The sequence below is a fragment of the Coriobacteriia bacterium genome, from assembly GCA_034370385.1.
GTDB lineage: Bacteria > Actinomycetota > Coriobacteriia > Anaerosomatales > PHET01 > JAXMKZ01.
In genome coordinates this window covers 1-1,195 of the sequence record JAXMKZ010000026.1, presented here as the reverse complement: position 1 = coordinate 1,195, position 1,195 = coordinate 1, and the positions used below count along the sequence as shown (strand labels likewise).

Annotated in this window: 4 protein-coding genes; all 4 read left to right on the top strand. The window is 44.7% G+C overall.

Annotated elements, in window-relative coordinates:
* A partial coding sequence (locus tag U1E26_06115) for a PD-(D/E)XK nuclease family transposase (GenBank protein MDZ4169214.1) occupies nucleotides 1-224 on the top strand: 224 nt, incomplete at its 5' end.
* 56 nt (nucleotides 225-280) lie between these two features.
* On the top strand, nucleotides 281-661 hold the full coding sequence (locus tag U1E26_06110; GenBank protein ID MDZ4169213.1) for a type II toxin-antitoxin system RelE/ParE family toxin: 381 nt from the start codon (nucleotides 281-283) through the stop codon (nucleotides 659-661).
* Nucleotides 651-965, top strand: coding sequence for a DNA-binding transcriptional regulator (locus U1E26_06105; GenBank protein ID MDZ4169212.1), 315 nt, complete (start codon nucleotides 651-653; stop codon nucleotides 963-965). The genes U1E26_06110 and U1E26_06105 overlap by 11 nt, the downstream gene beginning before the upstream one ends.
* A gap of 97 nt (nucleotides 966-1,062) precedes the next feature.
* Nucleotides 1,063-1,195 (top strand): PD-(D/E)XK nuclease family transposase (locus U1E26_06100; GenBank protein MDZ4169211.1); only part of this gene is annotated, 133 nt, incomplete at its 3' end.

Here is a 1,195-nt window from a genome sequence, read left to right as displayed (position 1 = left end):
TGTCAACCATGCAACATGCCATCGACCCCAAAATAGACTGCGTGTTCAAAGCCTTACTGGGTAGCGAGGAAAACCGTAACCTGCTCATCCACTTTCTCAACACTTTCCTGGCGCAAGAACTGACTGAACCGTTAGTCTGGGTCGACATCCTCAACCCTTACAACGACAAAGAATTTCTCAGCGACAAACTGAGCATCGTTGACGTCAAAGCCAAACCCGCGTAAGGCGGATTCGCCGTGAGGCAATCCGCCATATTCTCACTTGGTGATATGATGATGCCATGATATACATTTATAAAACCAAAGTATTTGACCGCTGGCTAAAGAAGACAGAGCTTACGGACAGTGACTTGATACAGGCTGTTGATGAAATGAATAACGGTTTGATTGACGCTGATCTAGGTGAACATGTGTTCAAAAAGCGTATTGCATTGCCAGGTCGAGGTAAGCGCTCTGGCGTACGTACTTTGGTGGCCAGTAAAATTAAAGGCCAATGGTTCTTTCTGTATGGTTTTGCCAAGAATGAGCGTGACAGTATTTCTGATCAAGAGCTTAGAGTCTTGCAAGCCGTTGCTGGAAGTTGGCTAGAACAAGAACAACATCAGTTGCAACGAGCAATTGATGCCGGTGAATTGAAAGAGGTAAGGAAAAATGGCACATAAGCAAAGTCGTTTATTAGCGGAAATGTTGGAAACTGCCGAAGGACTGCATCAGTCAGGTTTGATTGATAAACGTCGCATGTCAGAAATACAGGCACTGTGTCAGCCGACAGTTGAACCCATCTCACCCCATGACATAAAAGCCTTACGTGAAAGTCTTAATGTCAGTCAATCCGTATTTGCCGTATTACTGAATACCAGTATTTCAACCGTACAAAAATGGGAAATAGGTGATAAACATCCGAGTGGTCCATCACTGAAATTACTGAATATCGTAAAGCGCCATGGTATGAGTGCATTGGCTTGAGGGCAATAGGGGACAGACCCCTATTAAATCAACCATTGCTTCTCTCAACCAAAGCATTCTACAATCACAACTTCTTTAATTTAACCCACTGTCAACCATGCAACATGCCATCGACCCCAAAATAGACTGCGTGTTCAAAGCCTTACTGGGTAGCGAGGAAAACCGTAACCTGCTCATCCACTTTCTCAACACTTTCCTGGCGCAAGAACTGACTGAACCGTTAGTCTGGG